The 25402-nt window shown below is 69.1% G+C and carries 15 protein-coding genes; 8 read left to right on the forward strand and 7 right to left on the reverse strand.

Annotation, left to right across the window (positions count from 1 at the left end):
• Positions 1–46 precede the first annotated feature (46 nt).
• The 5 genes from CLV67_RS39750 (at position 47) to CLV67_RS39770 (ending at position 11156) form a co-directional block, all read left to right on the forward strand.
• Positions 47–2860: a PQQ-dependent sugar dehydrogenase gene (locus tag CLV67_RS39750; protein WP_373873126.1), complete on the forward strand. Its 2814-nt coding sequence runs from the start codon at positions 47–49 to the stop codon at positions 2858–2860.
• 14 nt (positions 2861–2874) lie between these two features.
• A complete protein-coding gene (locus tag CLV67_RS39755; RefSeq protein ID WP_106328100.1) occupies positions 2875–4575 on the forward strand; it encodes a ThuA domain-containing protein in 1701 nt (566 codons plus the stop codon).
• On the forward strand, positions 4572–7415 hold the full coding sequence (locus CLV67_RS39760) for a glycosyl hydrolase family 95 catalytic domain-containing protein (RefSeq protein WP_106328271.1): 2844 nt from the start codon (positions 4572–4574) through the stop codon (positions 7413–7415). The genes CLV67_RS39755 and CLV67_RS39760 overlap by 4 nt, the downstream gene beginning before the upstream one ends.
• A 213-nt stretch (positions 7416–7628) precedes the next feature.
• Positions 7629–9128 (forward strand): endo-1,4-beta-xylanase, encoded by a 1500-nt coding sequence (locus CLV67_RS39765; RefSeq protein WP_307833852.1) that lies wholly within the window; start codon positions 7629–7631, stop codon positions 9126–9128.
• A 165-nt stretch (positions 9129–9293) separates the two neighbouring features.
• A complete protein-coding gene (locus CLV67_RS39770; RefSeq protein ID WP_106328104.1) occupies positions 9294–11156 on the forward strand; it encodes a ricin-type beta-trefoil lectin domain protein in 1863 nt (620 codons plus the stop codon).
• A 55-nt stretch (positions 11157–11211) separates the two neighbouring features.
• On the opposite strand, the gene CLV67_RS39775 is transcribed toward CLV67_RS39770, so the two are convergent.
• The 7 genes from CLV67_RS39775 to CLV67_RS39805 all read right to left on the reverse strand — a co-directional run bounded on the left by CLV67_RS39775 (position 11212) and on the right by CLV67_RS39805 (position 20152).
• Positions 11212–12411: a cellulose binding domain-containing protein gene (locus CLV67_RS39775; protein ID WP_106328106.1), complete on the reverse strand. Its 1200-nt coding sequence runs from the start codon at positions 12409–12411 to the stop codon at positions 11212–11214.
• Positions 12412–12542: 131 nt separating this feature from the next.
• Positions 12543–13490 carry a PaaX family transcriptional regulator gene (locus CLV67_RS39780; RefSeq protein ID WP_106328108.1) on the reverse strand — a complete coding sequence of 316 codons (948 nt, stop codon included), beginning with the start codon at positions 13488–13490 and terminating at the stop codon, positions 12543–12545.
• A 59-nt stretch (positions 13491–13549) separates the two neighbouring features.
• Positions 13550–15940, reverse strand: a complete 2391-nt coding sequence (locus CLV67_RS39785) for an RICIN domain-containing protein (RefSeq protein WP_203736931.1) — start codon at positions 15938–15940, stop codon at positions 13550–13552.
• 10 nt (positions 15941–15950) lie between these two features.
• Positions 15951–17123: a mandelate racemase/muconate lactonizing enzyme family protein gene (locus tag CLV67_RS39790; RefSeq protein ID WP_106328110.1), complete on the reverse strand. Its 1173-nt coding sequence runs from the start codon at positions 17121–17123 to the stop codon at positions 15951–15953.
• Position 17124: 1 nt separating this feature from the next.
• Complete coding sequence (locus CLV67_RS39795) at positions 17125–17952, reverse strand: carbohydrate ABC transporter permease (RefSeq protein ID WP_106328112.1); 828 nt, start codon at positions 17950–17952, stop codon at positions 17125–17127.
• Positions 17952–18851 (reverse strand): carbohydrate ABC transporter permease, encoded by a 900-nt coding sequence (locus tag CLV67_RS39800; protein ID WP_106328276.1) that lies wholly within the window; start codon positions 18849–18851, stop codon positions 17952–17954. The genes CLV67_RS39795 and CLV67_RS39800 overlap by 1 nt, the downstream gene beginning before the upstream one ends.
• Positions 18852–18916: 65 nt before the next feature.
• Positions 18917–20152 (reverse strand): ABC transporter substrate-binding protein, encoded by a 1236-nt coding sequence (locus tag CLV67_RS39805; RefSeq protein WP_249037982.1) that lies wholly within the window; start codon positions 20150–20152, stop codon positions 18917–18919.
• A gap of 173 nt (positions 20153–20325) precedes the next feature.
• On the opposite strand from CLV67_RS39805, the gene CLV67_RS39810 reads away from it, so the two are divergent.
• From CLV67_RS39810 to CLV67_RS39820, 3 genes are all read left to right on the forward strand, one after another.
• Positions 20326–21096, forward strand: a complete 771-nt coding sequence (locus CLV67_RS39810; protein WP_106328116.1) for a FadR/GntR family transcriptional regulator — start codon at positions 20326–20328, stop codon at positions 21094–21096.
• A 533-nt stretch (positions 21097–21629) separates the two neighbouring features.
• Complete coding sequence (locus tag CLV67_RS39815; protein ID WP_106328118.1) at positions 21630–22967, forward strand: RICIN domain-containing protein; 1338 nt, start codon at positions 21630–21632, stop codon at positions 22965–22967.
• A gap of 482 nt (positions 22968–23449) precedes the next feature.
• Positions 23450–25357 carry a 5'-methylthioadenosine/S-adenosylhomocysteine nucleosidase family protein gene (locus CLV67_RS39820; protein WP_170154183.1) on the forward strand — a complete coding sequence of 636 codons (1908 nt, stop codon included), beginning with the start codon at positions 23450–23452 and terminating at the stop codon, positions 25355–25357.
• Positions 25358–25402 lie beyond the last annotated feature (45 nt).

Raw genomic sequence — 25402 nt, forward strand, 5'->3', positions numbered from 1 at the left:
CTCGTGACGTTGACGAAGGTGTGACCAGCCCATGGGAAGACGCGCGATGACAGCGGCAGTGACCGCCGTCCTTACCGCCGCCGGCATGGTGGCGACAGTTCTCGGCCCTGCCTCGCCGGCGACCGCTCATCCGGTCAACGCCGCCGACTTCCAGCAGGTCGAACTCGCCCGAGGGGTCTCGGAGATGGGCGAGCCGATGTCGATGGCGGTCCTGCCGGACCGCTCGGTTCTGCACACCGCCCGCAACGGCGTCCTGCGCCGGACGACCGCGGCCGGGGTCACCTCCGTGATCGGCACGCTGCAGGTGTACACCCACGACGAGGAGGGCCTGCAGGGCGTGGGGGTGGACCCCGCCTTCGCCACCAACCGGTTCATCTACCTCTTCTACGCGCCACCGCTGTCCACTCCCGGTGGTGACGCCCCGGCGACCGGCACGGACTTCTCCGCGTGGAACGGGGTCAACCGGCTGTCGAGGTTCACGCTCAACGCCGACTTCACCCTCAACACGGGCAGCCAGGTGACCGTGCTGGAGGTCCCGACGAACCGGGGCATGTGCTGCCACGTCGGCGGCGACATCGACTTCGACGCGGCCGGGAACCTCTACCTGTCCACCGGTGACGACTCGAACCCGTTCGACTCCGGCGGCTACACGCCCATCGACGAGCGCAGCAACCGCAACCCCGTCTACGACGCCCAGCGCACCGCCGGCAACACCAACGACCTGCGCGGCAAGGTCCTGCGGATCAAGGTGAACGCGAACGGCACGTACTCGATCCCCTCGGGCAACCTGTTCGCCCCGGGGACCGCACAGACCCGGCCGGAGATCTACGCGATGGGCCTGCGCAACCCGTTCCGGATCGGCGTCGACAAGGCGACCGGCGTGTTGTACGTCGGTGACTACGGACCCGACGCCGGCACGACCAGTTCGACGCGCGGACCGGCGGGCCAGGTGGAATTCAACCGCATCACCTCCGCCGGCAACTACGGCTGGCCCTACTGCACCGGCTCGAACACGACGAACGAGACCTACGTGGACTACACGTTCCCGTCGGGCCCTTCGGGAAGCCGGTTCAACTGCGCCGCACCGGTGAACAACTCGCCGCGCAACACCGGCCTGACCAACCTGCCGGCCGCGCGCCCCGCGTGGATCAGGTACGACAACTGCTCGCTGGCCGCGTTCGGCTGCGGGTCGGAGTCGCCGATGGGCGGCGCGGTCTACCGGTACGACGCGGCCAACCCGTCCACGGTCAAGTTCCCGGCCGCCATGGACGGGCACTTCCTCGCCATGGAGTTCGGCCGGCGCTGGATCAAGAACATCGACGTCAACGCCGACGGATCGGCCGGGCAGATCAATGCCTTCCCGTGGCGCGGCACGCAGGTCATGGACAGCGCGTTCGGCCCCGACGGAGCCCTGTACGTGCTGGACTACGGCACCGGCTGGGGCAGCGGCGACGCCAGTTCCGCCCTGTACCGCATCGAGTACACCGGGGCCGGCAACAACCAGGCGCCGATCGCCCGTCTCGCGGCCAACCCCTCGTCCGGGGCGGTGCCGCTGACCGTCAACTTCTCCTCGAGCGGCTCGTCGGACCCCGAAGGCGGCGCTCTCAGCTACGCCTGGGACTTCGGCGACGGCGGCACCTCGTCAGCGGCCAACCCCAGCCACACCTACACCACCGCGGGCGTGCGCACCGTGGCCCTCACCGTGAGAGATCCCGCCGGCCTCACCGCCACCGCCTCGACGACGGTCACCGTCGGCAACACCGCTCCCACGGTCGTGCTGAACACACCGGCCGACGGGGCACTGTTCAGCTTCGGTGACAACGTGCCGTACACGATCACGGTCTCGGACCCCGAGGACGGCGCCGTCGACTGCGGCCGGGTGAAGCTGAGCTACTACCTCGGCCACGACGACCACGCGCACCCCATCACCTCGAGCACCGGATGCTCGGGAACACTGCAGATCCCGGCCGACGGAGAACACGACACGGCCGCCAACCTGTACGCGGTGTTCGACGCCGAGTACACCGACCAGGGCGCCGGCGGCCAGCCCGCGCTGACCACGCACACGCAGCAGATCCTGCAGCCACGGCACCGGCAGGCCGAGCACCGCAACACCCAGTCCGGCACGTCGTTGTACAGCAAGACGACCGCCGAGGGTGGACAGACCGTCGGCGACATCCAGAGCGGCGACTGGATCGCGTTCCAGCGTTACTCCCTCGCCGGCGAGAACCGGTTCACCGCCCGGGTCTCGTCCGGCGGCGCCGGCGGCACGATCTCGGTGCGCGCCGGATCGGCCACCGGCACCGTGCTCGGCTCCGTCACCGTTCCGGTCACCGGCAGCTACGAGACCTTCACCGAGGTCTCGACGACCCTGTCCAATGTCCCGGCCGGCACCAGCACCCTGTACCTGACCTTCCAGGGAGGCTCCGGGACGCTGTTCGACCTGGACGCGTTCACCTTCGGCGCGGCCCCGCCCAGCGGCGGCACCGGCCGGATCGTCGGGGCGGGCGGCTCCTGCGTCGACGTCAACGGCGGAGCGTCCACGGACGGCACCAAGATCCAGCTGTGGACCTGCAACAGCGGCACCAACCAGCAGTGGACCCGCACCGGGAGCACCTGGCGGGCGCTGGGCAAGTGCATGGGCGTGGCCGGCGGGGCCACGGCCGACGGCAGCCTCGTGCAGCTGTCGACCTGCACCGGCGCGGCGGCGCAGAACTGGACGGCGGGGACCAACGGTTCCCTGGTCAACGGCGCGTCGAACAAGTGCCTCGACGCCAACGGCGCCAGCTCCGCCAACGGAACACAGCTGATCATCTGGACCTGCCACGGCGGCACCAACCAGCGCTGGACCCTGCCATGAGAGGAATCCCGGCCATGCGATCACTCACACGCCACGTCCTCGGCGTCGCGGCAGCGGTGCTGCTGACCGTCGCGGGCACCGGCGGCACACCGGCGAGGGCGGCCGACACGCCGTACGACGTCCTGGTGTTCTCCAGGACCGCCGGCTTCCGGCACGACGCGATCCCGGCAGGTATCCAGCTGGTTCGGGATCTGGGGGCGGCCAACAGCTTCACGGTGACCGCCACCGAGGACGCCGGCCAGTTCAACGCCACCAACCTGGCTCAGTTCGAAGCCGTCGTCTTCCTCAACACCACCGGCGACGTGCTCAACGCCACCCAGCAGACCGCCTTCGAGAACTACATCAGGGCCGGTGGCGGCTACGTGGGCGTGCACTCGGCATCGGACACCGAGTACGACTGGCCGTTCTACGGCGAACTGGTGGGCGCGTACTTCGCCTCGCACCCGGCGATCCAGCAGGCGACCGTCCGGACGGAGAACCGGGCGCACGCGGCCACCGCCGGACTCGCCCCGGCGGCGACCCGCACCGACGAGTGGTACAACTTCCGGACCAACCCCCGCTCGTCGGCCCGGGTGCTGTCGACCCTGGACGAGTCGAGCTATTCCGGCGGCACCATGGGCGGCGACCACCCGCACACCTGGTGCAAGAGCTACCAGGGCGGCCGCTCGTTCTACACCGGCGCCGGCCACACCCAGGCAAGCTACAGCGAGGCCGGCTTCCGGGCGCTGATCCTCGGCGGGATCCGGTACGCGGCCAACCGGACGAAAGCCGACTGCCGTCCCGAGACCGGCTACACCACCCTCTACAACGGTTCCACCACCGGCTGGTCCCAGGCCGGGCCGGGCTCGTTCGGCAACAGCAACGCCACGCTGACCTCGTCCGGCGGGATGGGCATGCTGTGGTACAGCGCCAAGGAGTTCGGCTCCTACTCACTCAAGCTCGACTGGATGATGCCGGGCGACGACAACTCCGGCGTGGTGATCGGTTTCCCGGCCGGCAGCACCCCGGACGCGGCTCTGGCGAGCGGCTACGAGGTGCAGATCGACGCCACCGACGCCACCGACCGGACCACCGGCGCGGTCTACGGCGTCAAGTCGGCCGACATCGCCGCCCGAGACGCGGCGCTGAACCCGCCGGGTGAGTGGAACACCTACGAGCTGCTGGTCGAGGGCGAGCGGCTGCAGGTCTTCCTGAACGGCGTACGGATCAACGACTTCACCAACACGGATCCGGCGCGCTCGCTCACCTCGGGCCACATCGGGCTGCAGAACCACGGCACCGGTGACGACGTCTCGTTCCGCAACGTCCGGATCAAGGAACTGGGCGGTACGACACCCCGGGTCGGCCGGATCACCAGCTCCACGGGCAAATGCGTCGACGTCGCCGGGAACAGCTCGGCCGACGGCACCAAGATCCAGCTGTGGACCTGCACCAACGGCGCCAACCAGCAGTGGACGGTCAACGGGAGCACCCTGCGGTCGCTCGGCAAGTGTATGGGCGTGGCCGGCGGCAGCACCGCGAACGGCGGACTGGTCCAGCTGTCGACCTGCACCGGCGCGGCCGGGCAGAACTGGACCGCCGGCAGCAACGGATCCCTGGTCCACGCCGCTTCGGGCCGATGCCTGGACGCCAACGGCGCCAGCACCGCCGACGGCACCCAACTGATCATCTGGAGTTGCCACGGCGCCGCCAACCAGAGGTGGGTTCTGCCGTGACCGACGTGACTCGCAGGAAGCTGCTCGCGGCCGGGATGGCCGGGGCCGGGGCCACGCTGCTGCCGGCCGGGTGGGCCGCGGCCGCCCAGGCCGGCTCGGCGGCGATGGCACCCGGGGACCTGGCGCTGCGGTACGACGAGGGCGCCGGAACGGACTGGCTGAGGGCACTGCCCGTCGGCAACGGACGGCTCGGCGCCATGGTGTTCGGCGACGTCGACACCGAACGGCTGCAGCTCAACGAGGACACCGTGTGGGCCGGCGGACCGTACGACTCGGCCAACACCCAGGGCGCGGCCAACCTCGCGGAGATCCGGCGCCGGGTCTTCGCCGACCAGTGGGTCCCGGCCCAGGACTTGATCAACCAGACGATGCTCGGCAATCCCGCCGGGCAGCTCGCCTACCAGCCGGTGGGTAACCTGCGGCTGGCCTTCGGGAGCGCCGGTGGCGCTTCGCAGTACACGCGGACGCTCGACCTGACGACGGCCACGGTGACCACCTCGTACGTGCTGAACGGGGTCCGTTTCCAACGGGAGGTGTTCGCCAGCGCGCCCGACCAGGTGGTGGCGATCCGGCTCACGGCCGACCGGGCCGGCGCCATCACGTTCAGCGCCACGTTCGACAGCCCGCAGCGGACGACCGTGTCCAGCCCCGACTCGACGACGATCGGCCTGGACGGCATCTCCGGTTCCATGGAGGGCAAGACCGGGTCGGTCCGGTTCCTCGCCCTGGCCGCAGCGAGCGTCACCGGGGGCACGGTCAGCAGCTCGGGCGGCACCCTGCGGGTCTCCGGCGCCACCGGCGTCACCGTGCTGGTGTCCATCGGCTCGAGCTACGTGAACTACCGGACGGTCAACGGTGACTATCAGGGCATCGCGCGGCGGCACCTGGCCGCGGCTCGCACGGTCGGCTTCGACCAGCTTCAGGCCCGGCATGTCGCCGACCACCAGGCGCTGTTCAACCGGGTGACGATCGACCTGGGGCGTACGGCGGCGGCCGACCAGACCACCGACGTACGCATCGCCCAGCACGCCTCGCAGACCGACCCGCAGTTCGCCGCCCTGCTCTTCCAGTACGGGCGGTACCTGCTGATCGCCTCGTCGCGGCCGGGCACCCAGCCGGCGAACCTGCAGGGCCTGTGGAACCAGGAGATGGCCCCGTCGTGGGACTCCAAGTACACCGTCAACGCGAACCTGCCGATGAACTACTGGCCGGCCGACACCACCAACCTCGCCGAGTGTCACCTGCCGGTGTTCGACATGATCAAGGATCTGGCGGTCACCGGCGCCCGCACCGCGACCGTGCAGTACGGCGCGGGCGGGTGGGTGACCCACCACAACACCGATGCCTGGCGCGGGTCGTCGGTCGTCGACGGCGCGTTCTGGGGCATGTGGCCGACCGGCGGCGCGTGGCTGGCCACGATGATCTGGGATCACTACCTGTTCACCTCCGACGCCGAGTTCCTGCGGGCCAACTACTCCGCGATGAAGGGTGCCGCGCAGTTCTTCCTCGACTCGCTGGTGACCCACCCCTCGCTCGGCTATCTGGTCACCAACCCGTCCAACTCGCCGGAACTGGCTCACCATACGAACGCCAGCGTGTGTGCCGGGCCGACCATGGACAACCAGATCCTGCGCGATCTGTTCAACGGCGTGGCGCGGGCCGCTGAGACGCTGGGTGTGGACGCCGCCTTCCGTACCCAGGTCCTGGCGGCACGGGACCGGCTGGCACCGACCCGGGTCGGCTCCCGCGGCAACATCCAGGAGTGGCTCGCCGACTGGGTCGAGACCGAGCGCAACCACCGGCACGTATCCCACCTTTACGGCCTGCATCCCAGCAACCAGATCACCCGGCGCGGGACACCGCAGCTGTACCAGGCCGCGCGGCAGACGCTGGAGCTGCGCGGCGACGACGGGACCGGCTGGTCACTCGCGTGGAAGATCAATTTCTGGGCCCGGCTGGAGGACGGTGCCCGCGCCCACAAGCTTCTGCGCGATCTGATCCGGACCGACCGGCTCGCACCGAACATGTTCGACCTGCACCCGCCGTTCCAGATCGATGGAAACTTCGGCGCCACCTCCGGGATCGCCGAGATGCTGCTGCACAGCCACAACGGCGAACTGCACGTCCTGCCGGCGCTGCCGTCGGCCTGGCCGGCCGGAAGCGTCACCGGTCTACGTGCCCGCGGCGGGTACACGGTGGGCGCCTCCTGGGACGCCTCCCGGACCGAGTTCGTCATCACGCCGGACCGCTCCGGCACGGTCCGCGTCCGCGGCCGGGTCTTCACCGGCACCTTCGAGCTGCGCGACGAGACGAGCGGTGCCGTGGTGCCACCGACGCGGCGCGAGACCGACCTCGTCGAGTTCGCGGGCCAGGCGGGGCACGTCTACCGCGCGTCGGCGGCGCGGCAGGGACCGGTCGAGACCGGGGTGTACTACCGGCTGGTGGCCCAGCACAGCGGCAAGGCCGCCGACATCAACGGCGCGTCGGCCGCCGCCGGGGCGCAGCTGATCCAGTGGCAGGTCACCAGCGCGCTCAACCAGCAGTTCGACTTCGTGGCCGCAGACGGCGGGTACCACCGGATCCGGGCCCGGCACAGCGGCCTGGTACTGCAGGCCGCCGGCACCGCCACCGGCGCCGACATCACCCAGCAGCCCGACACCGGCGCCACCGCTCAGCAGTGGCGGGTGGAGGACCAGGGCGGCGGGGTGGTCCGGCTGGTGAACCGCCAGAGCGGGCTGGCCATGGACGTGTGGCAGGCCGCCACGACCGACGGCACACGTATCTCCCTGTGGACTCCCGGCACCGGCGCCAACCAACGTTTCCAGCTCCAGCGGGTATAGCCGGGCGACTCCGATAGTTTCGGCGAATCTTGCGATCTTTTCGCTGCGGAGGGCCGCAACAGCGGCCCTCCGATGGCACTCAGATCGCGTGCGGTAATTGCGATCGACTGCCGAGACTTTCAATGTTTCGCGTGTTAGCGTCTCGATTACAGACTCATGACAGTCAATGTCGTCGAGTGCCCGGCGCGACACCGAGCAGAGAAGGAGAGCCTCGTGACAGACCCCTCTGGCCGCGTCAGAATCCGGTCGGTGGTGGCGGCGCTGGCCGTCGCGGTCCTGGCCGGCGGCGGCGCGGTGGCCGTGGGCAAGGTGCCTGCCCTGGCCGCCGAGACCACCCTTCGCGCCGCGGCGGCGAAGGCCGGGCTCTTCTTCGGCGTCGCCGCCTCGCCGGGACGGCTCAGCTCCATCGTGAACCAGGAGTTCGGGCAGCTCACGCCCGAGAACGACATGAAACCCGACTCGATCGCCACGTCCAGCGGCGGGCTGCGCAACACCGGCAACGCCGACACCCTGGTCAACTACGCACAGACCAACAACATGCTGGTACGGGGACACACGCTGGTCTGGCACTCCCAGGCGGGCCAGTTGCAGGGCACGAGCCAGGCGACGCTCAACACGTTCATCGGCAACGCGATCACCCGGTGGGGCAGCCGGATCGCGTACTGGGACGTCGTCAACGAGGCGCTCGACGACAACAACAACGGCCGGCGCCGTACCCAGTGGCCGCACAGTCTGAGCCGGGATGCCAACGGCGACGGTGACTACGTCGACGCCGGTGACACCGACGTGATCCGCGATTCCTTCCGGCGGGCCAAGGAGGTCGTGCAGCAGAACGGCCTGACCACGAAGCTGTGCATCAACGACTACGACGTCGAGGGCCTGACGGTCAGCGGGGGCGCGCGCAACAACAAGGCGCAGGCGCTCTACGACATCGTCCGGGCGTACACGCAGGGCACCGAGCGCCTGATCGACTGCGTCGGTTTCCAGGCGCACTTCAACGACAACCCGAACAGCATCATCTCCGACGACCTGCAGGCCAACATCCAGCGGTTCGCCGACCTGGGCGTCGAGGTGCACATCACCGAGCTCGACATCGACGACGACCTCAGCAACAACGACATCGGGCAGGGGCAGGCCAACAACTACCGCAAGGTCGTGCGCGCCTGCCTGAACGTCGCCCGGTGCACCGGCATCACCGTGTGGGGCATCGCCGACAGCGAGTCGTGGCGCTCCTCCGAGAGGGGCCTGCTGTTCACCGGCGGCAGCGGGAACTACCAGAAGAAGGCCGCCTACAGCGCTGTGCTCGACGAGCTCAACAAGGGCCGCTCGGGCGTGAATCCGAGTTCCCCGCCGGTCTCACCGTCGGCGTCGGCCTCGGTGTCGCCGTCCGTGTCGGTCTCCCCGAGCACACCCACGGACCCGTCCGGGTGCTCCGCGAGCGTGTCGCTCAACTCCTGGACCGGTGGGTTCGTCGCCACCGTGCGGGTCACCGCGGGATCCTCGGCGATCAACGGCTGGCGTATCACCGCGGGACTGCCCGCCGGCGCCGCCGTCACCAATCACTGGAACGCCGAGCGCAGCGGGACGAGCGGCACCGTGCAGTTCGCCAATGTCGGCTACAACGGCAGGATCGCGGCCGGGCAGTTCACCGAGTTCGGTTTCCAGAGCTCCGGCGCGGGCGCCGGCACTACCCTGACGTGTACCGCTACGTGAGTTAGGCGCGCCTGGCCCGCGTACCGAGGCCTGCGGTGTTTCAAAGGTTTTCGACACCGCACCTCGGTGCCGGGCGGCGGTTCCATTGACTTCGATTCGATCCCGGCGGAAGTATTTCCGTTCAGTTTCTTTACGGTTTCGATCGCATCGGAGGGCCACCGCCGAATGATCCGTCCCCGCTCCGCGGGCCTAGTGGCGGGCCTGCTCGCCGCCTCAGGTCTGCTCGTCCCCCAGAGCGTTCAGGCGGCCCCCGCCGCCAGCGTGCAGGTGTGGTTCAGCTCAGAGTCACGCACAGCCGGCTACGAGCCGAAGAACGCCAACTGGTACTCCAATCCCGCCACCGGATTGGCCGGCACCCCGTACCAGCTCAGCAGGCAGGCCGACATCACCACCGCCGCGGCCTCCGGCAACACCACGATCGCGGTCGACACGAACCAGAAGTTTCAGACGATCCTGGGAGTCGGGTCCTCGCTGGAGGAGTCGACGATCTACAACCTGTCGCGGATGAGCGCGGCCGGCCGCACGAACGCCCTGCGCACGATGCTCGACCCGAGCGCCGGGGCCGGTTTCAACATCGCCCGGATCACGTTCGGGACCAGTGACTTCACCTCGCACGACTTCTACACCTACAACGACGGCGCCGCCGACCCGTCGCTGTCGCGGTTCTCGATCCAGCGCGACATCGACTACAAGATCATCTCGACGCTGCGCGAGGCGCTGGCGATCAACCCGAACCTGAAGATCTTCGCGAGCGCGTGGTCGGCGCCGGCGTGGATGAAGAGCAGCAACTCGCTGATCACCGGCAGCCTGCTCGATCAGTACATCCCCACGCTGGCGGCCTACTATCGCAAGAGCATTCAGGCGTACGTGGCGCAGGGCATCCCGATCTACGGCCTGACCCTGCAGAACGAGCCGCTGTTCGAGCCGGCCGACTACCCCGGCATGCGGGTCACCGCCGACCAGGAACGGCGTCTCGCCATCGCGTTGCGGGCCGAACTGGCGAACAACGGTCTCGGCGGCACCAGGATCTGGGCCTTCGACCACAACTTCAGCGAGGGCGTGTCGTACGCCCAAGGGGTTCTCACCGCCGACGCCCGTTCCTCGGTCGACGGCATCGCCTTCCACGACTATGCCGGCGACCCGTCGGCGATGGCGACCGTCAAGGCGCAGTTCCCGGACAAGGACGTGCTGATGACCGAGCGCTCGGTCTGGGGCACCGAGGGCGCCGACCGGATCGTGCAGTACTTCCGCAACCAGTCCACCATCTACCAGGGCTGGGTCTCGATGCTCGACCAGAACCGCTCCCCCGAGCGCTGGAGCGGCGCGCCCGACCCGACGATGCTGGTGCAGAGCACGTCGAACCCCGACACGTTCTGGAAGACCCCGGACTTCAACATGGTGGCGCAGTTCTCGAAGTTCGTGCAGGCCGGAGCCAAGCGCGTCGCCACCGGCTACGGGACGACCGGCACGGTCACCAACGTGGCGTTCGTGAACCCGGACAACTCCCTGGTCACCGTGGTGGTCAACCAGACGGCCTCGAACCAGACCTTCACGCTGCGCGCCGGCAGCCGCCAGTTCACCGGCACCCTTCCGGCCAAGACCACGGGGACGTACGTGTGGGCGGGCGCGGGTGACGCGGGCTCCGGTCCGCAGCGCTCGGGCCGGATCACCGGTATCGGCGGCAAGTGCGTCGACGTCGCGGGCGCGTCGTCTGTCGACGGCACGCAGGTTCAGCTGTACACCTGCAACGGCACGACGGCCCAGACCTGGACCGTCGGCTCGGACGGCACGGTCCGTGCCTTCGGCAAGTGCCTGGACGTGAACGCCGCGTCGAATGCCAACGGAACCAAGGTCCAGATCTACACGTGCAACGGCACGGCGGCGCAGCAGTGGGCCGCGAACAGCGACGGCACGCTGCGTTCGCTGGGCAAGTGCCTGGACGCCGCGGGCCCGTCCTCGGCCGACGGCACCAAGCTGCAGATCTGGGACTGCTTCGCCGGCGACAACCAGCGCTGGGTCCTTCCGTAACCCTCCGTGCGGAGGACCGCCCGGCCGTGAGGTCGGGCGGTCCTCGTCCGATATCTCAGCTCGCGGTGCAGGAGACGGTGGCCCCGGCACCCGTTCCGGTGCCCTGGAATCCGAAACCGGCCGTCTGTCCCGCGGCCAGCCGCCCGTTGTACTGCGCGTTGGCCATGGTCACCGTGCCACTGGTGCCGGTGCCCACGGCGTTCCACACCGAGGTGACCGCCGCCCCGCCGGGCAGGGTGACGGACACCCGCCAGCCGTTGATCGCCGCGTTTCCGGCGGTGACGACGACGCCGGCGACGAAGCCGCCGCTCCACTGGTCCTGCACCCGGTACGCCGCGGAACAGCCGGGAGCCGTCGAGGGCGAACCGGAGGGCGGGACCGACGGAGACGGTGAGGTCGGCGGGGTGCCGCCGTCGAGGGTGAGGTTCTTCTGCTGGACCTGCCACTGGCTCCGGCACAGCCCGCAGTCGGGGCCGACGAACTGGGATCCGGCGGTGGTGTCGCCTTTGAGCCGCCACTTCAGGTAGAGCACCGCCACCCGGCCGAACTCACCGCCGTTGGTCTGGTCATAGGTGCCGCCGTGGCCGACGTTCAGGTTGCCCATGAAGGCGGGCAGGGTGGCCGGGAGTTTGCCCCAGTCGTCCATCGCATTCGGGTACGCGATGTCACTGGGCCCGCCGATGAAGTAGGCGATCGGTCTGGTCAGCCTCCTGAGCTGGTAGTCGTCGGCATCGTTGAGCAGGCCGCTGCTGAAGATGGTCGTCGTGGTGACCCGCGGGTCGCCGGAGACGGCGTACGCCTCCAGCCCGCCGCAGGAGAAGCCTCCGGCCGCGATCCGGGTCGTGTCGAGCCTGCCGTAGTACTTGCTGCCGGACCGGGAGTTCTCCGCGACGGCCCAGTCGATGGACTGGGTGAGCTGCTGGGCCGTCGTGGAGCCGGAGCCGTTCGGGGCGCCGTTGGCGATCGCCAGGAAGCCGTGCGAGGCGATCTCACGCAGGAAGTTCTGCTGCGACAGGCCGTTGCCCGAGCAGCCGCCGTTACCCCAGACGAACACGGGCAGCTTCTCGGCCGGCAGGTTCTGCGGCCGGTAGATGGTGTGATTGGGCAGGCCGGACGAGGTCTCGTAGTCGGCCGGGTACGGACCGGAGCCACCCACCGCGGCGTCGGCGGGTGGCACTCCGAGCGCCAGGATGCCGGTGGCAGCCGCGATGACGACCGCGGCGAGGCCCGTAACGATCTTGAATCTTCTCTTCACTTCGCCTCCAGAGACGGTACGGCGAACACGGCAGCGCATTCAGGCTTACCGATGAATGGGGGTTCGTGCAGTAACTATCACTCTCGTAACGAGATGTGTCAATGCGAAAGGATGCGCAGGTCAGGCGCCACTTATATCCCGGAAGTTTCGGAAGTTGCATCGAAGTGCGTGATCCACTCGGCCGCGTCAGGCCAGTACGGTGCGGCAACCTCGACGAGACGCGCCTGGGCCAGACCACCGAGTGCGGTGTGGATCTCCAGGAACGTCTCCCGGGCCTGTCGCCGGGGCCACGACGCGGGCAGCAGGTGGTCCGGCAGATCCGGATCGATCTCGGGGAAGCGGCGCCACGAGTCCATGACGGAGGTCCGGGCCACCAGCGCCCGCGACGGCTGCACCCCGGTGTCGCGTACTGCCGTGCGCAGGTCCGCGAACCGCTCGATGAAATCCCGGTACTCCGCGGCCAGTCCGGGCAGGTCGTAGGCCGCCGCCGGACCGTGCGGGCCGTCCTCCTGGTCGAAGCGCACGGTCATGACCGACCATCTGGCCCCCGCGACGTCGCGCAGGATCGCGTCCAGCGCCTCGCGCACCGGCCGGGTCTCGGCGCCCGGCCGGATCCAGGCGCTGTCGTACAGCCCCACCATCCGCAAAGCCGTCAATGATCGGCGTACCGCATGACGGATCCCCTGACCGGAACCCGGAATAGAGAACGATGCCATGACCCAGTCACCGGTCCCCTGCGGCGAACGGCTCCCGAACTCGAAGAATCGCCGCATGTGGGCGTGATGCCCGGCGATCGCCTGGGCGGTGAGGTGGTACACGGGCATCCGGCCGTTGCCCCGCGACTCGATCAGACCACGGCCCGTCAGCCGGGAAAGCGCCGCACGCGCGCTGGACTCGCTGATACCGAACTCCGCCAGGATGGCGATGACCGCGCTGGACGGAAGCCCGGCCTCCGCGGAGTCCAGGTACTCGCCGAGGACGGTGGCCAGCAGGTGTTGCGGGCTCGAACCGGCCTGCGACCGCGGAAGCCGGATCCCGGCGGCTCGCTCGTGGACGTTCACCGCCCCAGCTTGCCGCATCCGCCGGCACCCCGGCGGGCACGGCTGCCCGCCGGGGTGCCGGCTAGAACGGTCGCGGCTCAGCTGCGCACGCTCCACCGCTGGTTCGTGCCTCCGTTGCACGTCCAGAGCAGGATCCTGGTCCCGTTGGCGGTGCCGTTGCCGCTGGCGTCCACGCACAGTCCGGACTGCGCGCCGGTGATCGTCCCGTTGGCGTTGACGTTCCACTGCTGGTTGGCCTGGCCGTTGCAGTCCCAGATGATCACTGGGGTGCCGTTGGCGGTACCGTTGCCGGACGCGTCGAGGCACTTGGTGCCGTACACCGTCAGCTGCCTGCCGGCCGTGTGCGTGAATCGCTGGTTGGTCTGGCCGTTGCAGTCCCACAGCTGTGCCTGGGTGCCGTTGGCCGTACTGGAGCCGCTGATCTCGAGGCAGCGGCCGGACGCGGCGCCGACGATCTGCGCGTTGGCCGGCTGTGAGGTGCCGCTCTGCGGCCCGGCGGAGGCGATCACCGCCTGTGCTCCGGCGGGCCAGTTGCCGCCGCTGACGGTGACGTTGCCGGACACCACGTTGCCCCGGTCGCCGTTGGTGACGTTGGTGCTGCCGTTGGCCGTCCAGTTGCCGGTGACCGTGAAGTTGCCCATGTTCTCGGCGAACCAGTAGTTGGCGGTGGCCCACGTCCCGGTCGCGGAGAGGACGTTGTTACGGGCGGTCCAGTACCGCGAGCCCTCGTCGAAGTAGATGCCGAAGTACCCGTTGGTACGCAGGCAGTGGTTGTCGCCGATCAGCCCGCCGGGGTTGGCCGACAGCGTGTAGATGCAGCCGCCGTCGTTCATCTGCTGCATCACGTCGTGGACGTAGTTGCCGGTGAGCACGTTGTTCGCCGCGGTGGTCGCGGTGGAGTATCGCGGCTGATAGTTGTACAGCCCCCGGTCGGCGTAGTGGTTGCTGCCGCCCGCGTCGTTGGCTCCCCAGCCGTAGCCCATCGACATACCGGTGTACGGCAGGTTGTAGACCTCGTTGTGCGCGATCGTGGCACCGGCGACATACGTGGTCAGGACCGAGACGATGCCGCGGTGCTCGATGCCGAGATCGTGGATCCGGTTGTTGCTCACGGTGATGTTCCGGTTGGTCATCCGCTGATCGGAGGGGTGATGCGCGTCGGCACGCACCCCTCCTACGACGATGCCGCCGGCCGAGTTGCGGGCGATCTCCGAGCGCGTGACGGTGATGTCGGCGGCGCCGAGCCCGACGCCGCTGCCGTGGGCGTTGGCGTCGTTGCCGATGCCGATCGCGGTCTGGCCCAGGTTGACGAACTGTGCGTCGGTGAAGGTGACGTTGTTGGCCGCGGACACCTGCACCGCGGCCGGCGACTGGGACCAGTGGGGCCGGGTGGCCTCGAACTGGGGGCAGCCGTTGTGGCACGACGTGAAGCCGGGCCAGCTCCAGTTGCCCGCGATGTAGGCGCCGGTCTGCTGGTCGGCGTAGCCCTGGTTGCTGCTCGGCCCGAGCCAGGTCGTGCCGGTGAACACGATGCCGGCGAAGGTGACGTGGTGCGCCGGAGTTGCGTACGTCCCCCCGATCTGGAGCAGGGACTCCAGCACCGGCAGTTCCACGCTGACGCTGTTCATGTTCTGCCCGGACAGCGGGATGTAGGACAGCGCACCGGTGCCGGGGTCCAGGTGCCACTCCCCCGGCGCGTCGAGGAACTCGTAGGCGTTGCTCAGATACAGCGGCCCGGCCCGGTGCGGACTGGTGAACGTGTCGTACCCGAAGTTGTTGTTGCTCCAGCCGGGCTGCTGCATGGTGATCTGGTTCCCGGCGATGTTCTGCACCGAGGTGTACCGATCGGTGAACGAGCCGACGCTCTCCACCTGGACGCGGCTGTCGGCGGCGAGGTTGTTCAAATACGACAGGGCGCTGCTGGTGAACCTCAGCCCGGTGCTGTCCGCGGTGAAATCGCCGCGGTTGACCTGGGTGCGCGCCCGGGTGGCGATGGCGCCGTTGACATAGAGCTGCCGGCTGTCGCGGCCGGCGCCGACGTCGGCGCGCCAGATGTTCTTCCCGGAGTCCGCCAGGGTCCATCCGGCGACCGACCGGGCGCCGCTGATCACGGGGCGGGCCGACGGTGCCGCCTGCCACAGGACGCGGTAGCCGTTCGCGCCGGAGTCGGCGGCGGTCAGGCGCAGCGGTGCGGACAGGCGGTACACGCCGTCGGCGAGCTGCACGACGATGTCTCCGGACATGGAGGCGGTGAGCGATCGTACGGCGGTCTGGGCGGCGGTCAGCGAGCACGGCTGGGTGCTGCTACAGCTGGAGCCGCTCCCAGCCGGTGCGGCGTAGAGGGTGGTGGTGGCGGCCCGGGCGGGGGTGGCCGAGGTCGCCATGACGACGGTGGTGGCGACGACCGTCAGCGCCGTCGTGGTGAGCCGGAAGAGAAGTCTCCGCGACGATGAGGGGGGTGCGGACACGGGTGTCTCCTTACCTGGGGATGAGACGGGCGGTTCCGTCCGGATCGGGCACCAGCCGATGCCCGGCCCGTTCCGGGCGTACGTGTGGGCCGTCCGCCGGCGCCGCCGGGATTCGCTGAGCGGCGGCCCGGATCGTCCGGTCGTCGACGCGGATGCCCAGACCCGGGGTGTCGCCGAGGACGAAGGCACCGTCCTCGACGTGCAGGTCCAGCGAGACACCGACGGGTGGGGTGAGGTCCTGCAACTCGCTGGTCAGATGATTGGGTACGCATGTCGCCGCGTGCAGGAGCCCGATCGGGCTGTTGCCGACCGGGCTCACCGGCAGGTCGTGGGCGTGGGCCAGGGTGGCGACCCGCAGGAAGTGGGTGACGCCCCAGACGGCGGCCGTCTGCACGATGTCGACCGCTCCGGCGGCGATGATCGAGCGGCACTGTTCGAGTCCGCTCAGGTTCTCCCCGGTGGCGACCGACGCCCGTACGCTGCGGGTGACCGCGGCCAGGCCCACGGTGTCCCAGCGCCGTACCGGCTCCTCGATCCAGATGAGATCGAGCGTGCGTTCAAGTTCGCTGACGTGGCGCACGGCCTGCTTGCGGGTCCACGCCTCGTTCACGTCGAGCATGAGGCCGGGCCGGCGTCCGTACGCCGCTTCGGTGAGCACGTCGCGGACCAGGCACAGCCGGTCCCGGTCGCGGTCGATGTCCAGGCCGCCCTTGAGTTTGGCGGCGCGCAGCCCGTGCCGGGCGTACACCTGGTAGGCGGCGGCGAGTTCGTCGTCGGTCAGCGCGATGTCCAGGCCGGAGGCGTATGCGGGGATTCTCCGGTCGCGCCCGCCGAGCAGTCGCCACAGCGGCTGGCCGGCGGCTTTGGCCTTGATGTCCCACAGAGCGGTGTCCAGCGCGCCGATGGTGCCGAACACGGGGCCCGCGTGCCCGGCCTTGAAGGTGTGCCGCAGCATGCGGTCGTAGAGCGACGCGACGGCGCGGGGGTCCTCGCCCTCGATCGCGGCGAAGATGCGATCGATCTCGACGTGCGGGCCGAGGCCGACCCCGGAGATGCCCTCGTCGGTGTCCACGATGACGACGGGTACCGGGACCACCCCGTCGGCGTAGACGCCGTTGGCGTCACCGACCGGACGTCCCCAGTGCTGCTCCGTGACCATTGTCCGATATCCGGTGATCCGCATGTCAGCCCTTCGTGGAGCCGGCGGCGACGCCGTCGGCGATCTGGCGCTGGAGGAAGAGATAGACGACGAGCACGGGAAGTGCGGCGATCAGGACTCCGGAGGCGAAGGTCGGTATGTCGGCGGAGTACTGCCCTCGGAGCGAGGTCACGCCGACCATGAGGGTGCGGTGCTCGGCCGAGGGCATCATCACCAGCGACATGAGCACGTCGTTCCAGCAGAAGAGGGCGTTGAGGATGCCCACCGACAGCAGGGCGGGGGCGCCGAGCGGGATCATGATCCGGCGGTAGACGCCGTAGACGCTGCTGCCGTCGATTCTGGCCGCGTCGATGACCTCCTGGGGGATGGTCCGGTAGTAGCTGGTCATCAGGAAGACCGTGAAGGGCAGGAACTGCGCGACATAGACCAGGATCAGCCCCGGGTACGTGTCGATGAGCCCGGTGTCGGCCATGATCCGCGCGAGCGGAACCATGATCACTTGGAACGGGACGAAGAGCCCTGCCAGGCAGGCCAGGTACAGCACCGTGGAGCCACGGAAGCGCAGCCGGCTCAGGGCGAAACCCGCCATCGAGCCGAACAGCAGCAGGAGCAGCACGGACGCCGTCACGACGATGAGGGAGTTGAGCAGATAGCGCCCCATCCCGACGCTGGTCCACGCGGTGGTGAGGTTCTGGCCGCGCAGCGTGTCGGCGAGTGCGAAGCGGTCGAGTACGTAGTCACGCCGGGTCTTCATGGCCACGTTCGCGGTGAACAGCAGGGGGTAGATGGTGGCCAGCGCGAGCAGCAGCATCGGAAGGGCGACGAGCCAGGTGGCCGGGCGGGTGCGGGACATCAGTCGTCCTTCCCGGCGCGTTGGAGCAGCGTGACCTGCAGCAGACCGACGACCAGCATGATCACGAAGAGGACGGTCGAGGCGGCGGACGCGAGAGCCGGGCGGTTCATCTGGCCCTGCTGGGTCCAGATGTAGTACTCCGGCAGGTAGGTCGACCCCTCCGGACCACCGCTGGTCATCACGAAGAGCAGGCCGAACATCGAGGTCAGCATCCCGATCATGGTGGTGACGAAGACGAACTGGATGGTGCGGGCGAGGCTGGGGATGATCACGTGCCAGATCACCCGCGGCAGGGACGCCCCGTCGACCCGGGCCGCGTCCAGCAGCGCGGGGTCCAGGGTGGCGAAGCCGGCGAGGAACACCACCAGGGCCATCCCGAAGGTGGCCCAGACATGCACGCCGACCACGGCGAAGATGGCGATGTCGGGGTCACCCAGCCAGTCCACCGGGCTGATTCCCAGGCCGCCGAGGACGGCGTTGAGCGGGCCGTCGAAAGCCAGCAGGAGGTTGAAGATCGCTCCGATGATGACCGGTGAGAGGACTGCCGGGAAGAAGTAGACGCTGCGGTAGAGGCGATGCCCCGGCACTCGTAGATAAATGAAGGTGGCGAGCAGGCCGGGGATCGCCACGGCGATCGGTAGCAGCGCCACGAGCAGGCCGACGTTGCTCAGCGCGGTGCGGAACAGCGGATCCCCGATCAGCTCGCGATAGTTGTCGAGGCCGACCGCCGTCCCGTTGCGCTCGCCGTCGCCGGTGAAGGAGAAGTTCACGCCGAGCAGCAGGGGGTAGAGCCGCAACGCCAGGATGACGAGCGCGGTGGGGGCGATCAGCACGAACGGCGCGAGCCGCTCGGCCCACGAGCCCGGGACACGACGGGGGGCTACGGGTTCGTGGGGCACCGGGCCGGTCCGTGGGGCCGCGGCCGCACGGACCGGCGGTTGCGCGCTTCCGGTCCGCACGGGTCTCAGGCGGTCTTGTCGGAGGCCGCCAGCTGCTGCACCACCTGATCGACGGTGATCGAGCCGCTGAGCAGTTGCTGGGACAGGCGCCCCATCAGGTCCAGGGTCTTGGAGGAGAGCGCCACGTGCAGGGCGGGCTTGCCGGTCTTGATGCCGGCGACGATGGTGGCCACGGCGGGCCCGCCGTCCGACACGTCGATCGTGGTGTCGGCCGCTATCGCGCCGGCTTCGGTGAAGAACGCCTTCAGCGCGTCTGTCGATGTCAGGGAACGCACCAGGTCGGCGGCGACTTGGGGGTTCTTCGTGGCCTTGGCCACGCCGTAACCGATGCCACCGTCGAAGGGCATGCTCGGGGTCACGCCGGTGGTGACGGTCGGAGCGGCCATGACGCCGAGCTCGCCGGGCGTCAGGAACTCGTTGAAGTCCTTCCAGTGCCCCACGTCCGACATCAGGCCAATCACGTGTGCGGCCTTGCCGGACTGGAAGTGGGCGAAGGAGTCGTTGAACATCGCCGTCGAATTCGCGCCGTCGCTGTTCAGGCCCTTGTCCCCCGCCTGTTTCCACAGGTCGAAGATCTGCCTGACGTGTGGTGACCGCCAGTCCCGCTTACCGGCGATCCAGTCGTCGTACTCCTGGGCGGTGAGGGTTGCCGAGCCCAGGGCCGAGAGCCAGAACTGGATGCCGGCGCCCTCCTTGTTGCCGAGTGCGATGCAGTCGGCGCCGGCTTTGGTCACGGCGTTGCAGTCGGCGAGGAATTCGTCCCACGAGCCGGGTGGGGCGGCGGGGTCGAGGCCGGCCTTCCGGTAGAGCGCCTTGTTGTAGTAGATGGGATGGCCCTGCAGCGTGACGGGGCCGGCGTAGGTCTTGCCGTCCTTGCTGAAGGCGTCCCAGCCGGCCAGCCGCCCGCGGTCCTCGGCGAGGTAGCCGTCGAGCGGCACCAGCGCGTCGACCCGGTCGCGGATCTGCCCTCCGCCGTTGAACAGCATGACGTCCGGGCCCTTGCCGGACTGGATAGCCGCGCCTAGCAGCGTGTAGTACTGGTCGAACGGCTGCGCCACGAACTCGACGGTGACATCCGGATGCTTGCGGGCGAAGTCGGCCTTCGCCTTCTCCACATAGGCCTTCGCGGACGGCTCCCCGGATTTCCAGTCCCAGACCACCAGCCGGTCGGCGGATCCGCCGGAGTTGGTGGCGCCGGGGCCGGACGCGCTGCCGCAGCCGGCCAGAGTCAGTGCGGTCACCAGTAGCGCTGACCACCCTGTGCGCACTTTCATCTCGTCTCCTCGGTAGGAGCGGCCGACGGACCGTCAGGGCCCGACCACGCTCGGAACGTAACTCGTATGACGTATGCCGTCAATATGACAGCCGTACACTGATGCGACGCCGCTTCCCGGCAAGCACTCCGGAGGGACCCATGACGCCATCGCAGGACACGACTTTGGACGCCATGGCCAAGCCGGCCTGGGCCCGACGGCCGAGCAACCTCGCCAAAGCCCTCACCGCGGAACTGGTGGAGCGCATCGTCCGCAACGTCTACCCGTCCGGCACGCCGCTACCGCCCGAGCCGGTCCTCTGCGAGACCTTCTCGGTCAGCCGGACCGTCGTCCGGGAAGCGGTGAAGATCCTTCAGGAGAAGGGGCTCGTCCAGGTCCGGCAGGGTGCCGGGACTTCGGTGACCCCGTCATCGCAGTGGGACATGCTCGACGAGCTCGTACTCATGGCGACGATTGCCGAGGACGACTCCCTGGCCATCCTCGACGACGTCGTCGTCACCCGGCGGCTGCTGGAATCGGACATGGCGAACGTCGCCGCCCGTACCGCCGGCCCGGAGGTCGTTCAGCGACTGGGCGCCATGGTCGACCGGATGGACGAACTCGTCGGCGATCACATCGTCTACCAGGAGCACGACCGGCTCTTCCACGATGCGATCATGCAGGCCTCGGGCAACCGCATCGCCCGCAGCGTCGTACGCGCGCTGGAAAGCCAGGTCGTCAACACCGCGCGGTACATGGGCCGCACGGAACGCTCGCTGTGTGTGGCATCCAACCGGGGACACCGGCGCATCTATGAACGGATCGCCGCCCAGGATCCGCAAGGCGCGGCCGAAGCGATGTTCACCCACATCACCGAGGCCTGGATCGTCCGTCGCAGCGGCTCCGGCGAGACCACCCGCCTCGACCGCTGACCGGCTGCCCGGACGAACGTCGAGCGACCGCATACTCAGCCGACCCGGATCAGGCGCCGTCGACGGCAATCACCGGACCGGCGTTCCAGGAGAACACCCGCATCCCTGGTGGCAGCTTGTCGAGGATGGCGGCTCAACGACGAGGGCATGTACGCTCCGGCCTTTGTGATCGCTAACATCGTGACTCCGGGACAGCGGGATCCGGGGCACTGCGGTGGCACGCAGCCTGCTGAGCAGCAGGGCTAGCAAAGCTGCATAAGACGTATGACGTTTGCTCGCAAAAGATTAGATCTACATTTCCAGCATGTCAAGGAACGACGGTGCAGCATTTGTTTTCCAAAACCGATGAAAACAAATACCGAAAAACTGTAATGGCAACGTCCTTCATTTAGTCGCATTGACTCCCGGCGATCCCCGATCGCATGCTGGCCGCGTCGGCCACACCCCCCGCCCGGCATCCACCCGGCCCGTCACCGCCCCGCCGCCGTGCCCGCGCCGACGCGAACGCCATCCCCATCCCTCAGGGAGCACCCATGAGACGAAACAGCCGACGCTGCCTGTGGTGGAAACCGCTGGCCGTCACCGCGACACTCGCCCTCACCGCCGCCGGCCTCACCGGCTTCGCACCTCCCGCACCGGCCGCGGCGCACGCGAACATCGCCGCTCTCGCACCCAGCAGCGGGTGCGGCAAAGCGCCGGCGCTGACCAGCGGGGCCCGCACCATCCAGACGAGCGGGAAAACCCGTGGCTACGTTCTGCGGATCCCCGACAACTACGACATGAACCGCCCGTACCGGCTGATCTTCGGATTCCACTGGAACGGCGGGACCGCGGCCGACGTCGACTCCGGCGGAACCAGCGGCTACCCCTGGTCGTACTACGGGCTACGAGCGCTGTCTGCCAACAGCACGATCTTCGTCGCACCGCAGGGCCTCAACAACGGGTGGGCCAACTCCGGCGGCGAGGACATCACCTTCGTCGACGCCATGCTGGCCCAGATCGAGGCCGCGCTGTGCGTCGACACGAGCCAGCGCTTCGCCGGTGGCTTCAGCTACGGCGGCGGCATGAGCTATGCCCTGGCGTGCGCCCGGCCGACCGTGTTCCGGGCCGTCGCCGTCTACGCCGGTGGGCAGCTCAGCGGATGCACCGGCGGCACCCAGCCGGTCGCCTACATCGGCTTGCACGGACTACGCGACCCGGTCCTCAACATCTCCCAGGGACGCTCGCTGCGCGACAGGTTCGTCCGCAACAACGGCTGCACACCGCAGAACCCGCCGGAGCCCGCGCAGGGCAGCCTCACCCACACCGTCACCACTTACACCGGCTGCCGCAGCGGATATCCGGTGACGTGGGCCGCCTTCGACGCCGGTCACACCCCCGGCCCGGTCGACGGATCGGCCGGCGACTTCGAACCCGGCGAACGCTCCTGGACGCGGACGGTGGTGTGGAACTTCTTCACCCAGTTCGGAACCTCCGACCCCGGCCCGCAGCCGACGACCTTCCGCCTGCGCAGCGATGCGGCCGGCCGGTGCCTGGATGTCAGCGGCGCGAACTCCGCCAACGGCACCGTGACACAGATCTGGGACTGTCACGCCAACAGCAACCAGCAGTTCAGCCGCAACGGCGGCGAACTGCGGGTCACGGGCAAGTGCCTGGACCTGGCGCCGAACGCCGCGGCCGGCACGCGAGTGCAGATCTGGGACTGCAACGGCGGCACCAACCAGCAGTGGAACCTCAACGACAGCGGCACGATCAGCAACGCGCAGACCGGGCTGTGCCTCGACGTCAACGGCGCCGCCACCGCGAACGGCACGGCTGTCGTGGTCTGGGGCTGCCACACCGGCGCGAACCAGCGCTGGTCTCGCGCCTGAACGGCACGTCAGCAGTACGGCAACGAGACGACACACAGCCGTCGAGCCTTCTGCTCCCGCGGTGCTGGAGCAGAAGGCTCGACGGTGCCCGCCTCGTCACACGCCCTAGAGCATCCTAGGATCCTAGATCCTCTTCTCTTCCCGGCAGAATGCCGTTCGTCCCTGAAGGACCGGTTCCGCGATCCTCTTCCCACCACACCCGGGCTTGGACCAGGTCTCCGGGTTGTGCAGCGCGACAGAATGTCAGGCGCACCCACCTCCGGAGGCCTCGGCGCGTCGATGGACGCCCGAGGACACGCGATGGACGGCGGGCGCTCACGGGCGAGCGCTTCCGCCGGAATGTCCGGACAAGACCACTCGATCGGAGGTTTCGGTCCGGTTCGGACGGTCGCCGGTCATCGACGTGTTCTCCCGCCGTTCGCCGCCGAACTCGATCGAGTGGCCGGGCGGTCGCGTTGGATCAGGTAGGGCACGATGGTCGGGTGTCGGCTTCCTCGGCCAAGCAGAACCCGCCCTTCGAGCCCGACCTGGCCGCGTGCCGGGCAGCAGCCCGTGCGGTGCGGGCCACAGCCTTGTGGCCCCAGGTCAGGGATGCGGTACGCCCGCCCGGTGTCGGCATCCACCGATCCCGTCCACCGCTCGGCCTGCTGCTGTACGCGGCCGCCCGCGACGGTCGTCTGGTCTGGCGATCCGCCGACGAGTTCGCCCTGCTCGAGCCGCCCATCGCCCGGGGCCGGGAGTGGGCGGGCAGCGACGCGGGGCGCACCTGGCTCGGCCGCATGGACCGCTGGTGGGATCACCTCGTGTTCGGCGTCCCACCGTTGCTGCTGCTGGCCCTCAGCGTGCCGACGTCGCTCGTGCCGCGGGTCGGCGTGCTCCTCGCGCTCCTGCTCATCTGCACCGCACTGCTGTACATCGTGGCGCAGATGAGCCTCGGGCTCATCCCGCGGTCCTTGAAGCGGATGCGGGGCACGTCCGAGGACACCGCCCGCGGTCTGCACTGGACCGTGGTCCTGATCCACCTGACCGACCCCGCCAAGGCCGATCGGCTGCTGCGGGCGGCCCTCGACCGGTCACAGCACCTGACGAGGGCCAACATCCGGCCGGACGTGGCGGAAGGCACCCACGCCCTGATGTGCCTGGAACGCGCGATCACGACCGAGGAAGCCAGGCAGGCTGTCTCGGCCGCACCGTCGGCCACCGGTTCGGGCCCGGACCAGACCGGCGTGCGCGTCGTGCTCGACGGCGGCGGGTTCGTGCCGCCGGATCCGGGAGCACACCGGCCGATCAGCTTCATCCCGGTGCTCCTGATCGGTACGGCGCTCGTAGTCGGGGTGGCCGGTCTGCTCACCGCGGACGCCGAGGCCGCCGCGTGCGCCACCGCAGGGGACTGCGCCGACCGGCCGGCAACCTGGATCGACGCCATGACCTGGCTGGCCTATCGGATGGTCCTCGATGACGCCGGCCTGATCCCGGCGACCACGCGGGCACGCGTCTTCGGCTGGCTGATGCTGCCGCTCGGCCTGGTCGTCCTGCTCTGCCTGGTCATCGCGGGCCGGCGGCAGGCGAGCACCTTCAGGAAACGACAGGAGAGGACGTACGCCCACCTGGAAACGACGATCAATCGGCGTATCCGGGTCCTCGTCCTGACGGTCCTGGACATCGAGCGAGACGCGGTCATCAGCGCGGTCACCGCAGAGAACGGCCGGCGGGCAGAGCCCGACACGCTGGGCGGCTACCCGATCTTCCGCCTCGGCAGGCTCGGTGACCAGGGCACGGAGGTGCTTGTCGCCCAGTCCGCACAGGGCATCGTGACCCCCGCCTCGATGATGCTCACGACGGAACGGCTCATTCCCGTCGTGCAGCCCGATTACGTGATCCTGGCCGGCATCTGCTTCGGGCTGTGGTCGCGCCGGTACGACGACGGCGAACAGGAACTGGGCGACGTCGTCGTTTCCGAATACGTGCAGAACGTCGACCATCGGAAGGTGACCGACGAGGACGGCAGCGAGCGGATCATCTGGCGCGGAGAACGGGTGCAGGCGAGCACCCCGCTGCTGCTGGCGTTCAAGGCGGCGACACACGGCTGGACCGGCCGACGGGTCCACTTCGGTTCAGTCCTGTCCGGCAGCACCCTGGTCAGCAGCGCTGCGTTGCGTGCCGACCTGCACCGCGAGTTCGAGGAGGCTTCGGCCGGCGAGATGGAGTTGACCGGCGTCTACGTCGCCACAGCCGGCCGCCGGAGCGGCTGGATCATGGTCAAAGGCATCTCTGACTGGGGCACCGGCGAACTGACCGACGACACCAGGCGGCCCGCGGCGGCTGCCGCCGCCGCGTTCGTCGTGCACGCGCTGACGGTCGGCACGCTGCCCGTGCCGACGCGCGGCTGACGGTGATGCGACGCGGCAGGTGCAGTGCGCCCGCGTCTTCGCCGG

The sequence above is a fragment of the Actinoplanes italicus genome, from assembly GCF_003001815.1.
Taxonomy (GTDB): Bacteria; Actinomycetota; Actinomycetes; order Mycobacteriales; family Micromonosporaceae; genus Actinoplanes; species Actinoplanes italicus.

Excerpts from the sequence above, each read along its gene's own strand:
- CLV67_RS39750 (WP_373873126.1), top strand. The coding sequence starts at position 47 with ATGACAGCGGCAGTGACCGCCGTCCTTACCGCCGCCGGCATGGTGGCG.
- CLV67_RS39795 (WP_106328112.1), bottom strand. The coding sequence starts at position 17,952 with ATGTCCCGCACCCGCCCGGCCACCTGGCTCGTCGCCCTTCCGATGCTG.
- CLV67_RS39810 (WP_106328116.1), top strand. The coding sequence starts at position 20,326 with ATGACGCCATCGCAGGACACGACTTTGGACGCCATGGCCAAGCCGGCC.
- CLV67_RS39755 (WP_106328100.1), top strand. The coding sequence starts at position 2,875 with ATGCGATCACTCACACGCCACGTCCTCGGCGTCGCGGCAGCGGTGCTG.
- CLV67_RS39780 (WP_106328108.1), bottom strand. The coding sequence starts at position 13,490 with ATGCGGCAAGCTGGGGCGGTGAACGTCCACGAGCGAGCCGCCGGGATC.
- CLV67_RS39790 (WP_106328110.1), bottom strand. The coding sequence starts at position 17,123 with ATGCGGATCACCGGATATCGGACAATGGTCACGGAGCAGCACTGGGGA.
- CLV67_RS39770 (WP_106328104.1), top strand. The coding sequence starts at position 9,294 with ATGATCCGTCCCCGCTCCGCGGGCCTAGTGGCGGGCCTGCTCGCCGCC.
- CLV67_RS39815 (WP_106328118.1), top strand. The coding sequence starts at position 21,630 with ATGAGACGAAACAGCCGACGCTGCCTGTGGTGGAAACCGCTGGCCGTC.